General features: G+C 45.4%; 1 protein-coding gene and 1 pseudogene. Both read right to left on the bottom strand.

The annotated features are described in order from the left end of the window. Positions 1-117: pseudogene (locus C1G53_RS06410) on the bottom strand (chaperonin Cpn60); the annotation flags it as partial. Positions 118-127: 10 nt separating this feature from the next. Then, on the bottom strand, positions 128-315 hold a 188-nt coding region (locus C1G53_RS06405; protein ID WP_105118131.1), incomplete at its 5' end, for a co-chaperone GroES.

The raw sequence follows: 315 nt of genomic DNA, 5'->3' as shown, positions 1-315 counted from the left end.
CAAGACAACATTACGACCTTTTGGACCCAAGGTTACTTTGACTGTGTCAGCCAAAATATCGACACCACGGACCATGCTTTCACGCGCATCTGCTGCAAATTTGATTTCTTTTGCCATTTTTCTACCTCTATTCTACAATTGCCAAAATATCTGTTTCACGGATGATGTGAACGTTCTGATCACCGTCTTTGACTTCCAATCCTGCGTGAGCATCAATCAAAACAGTATCTCCAACTGCCACCGCTGGGGCAACCAAGTCTCCGTTCAAGGTCCGAATCCCTTGTCCGATCGCTAGGACACTTGCTTCTTTTGTCT

It is taken from the genome of Streptococcus suis (genome assembly GCF_002960445.1).
Lineage (GTDB): Bacteria > Bacillota > Bacilli > Lactobacillales > Streptococcaceae > Streptococcus > Streptococcus hyiners.
This window is presented reverse-complemented; position numbering and strand designations above follow the sequence as displayed.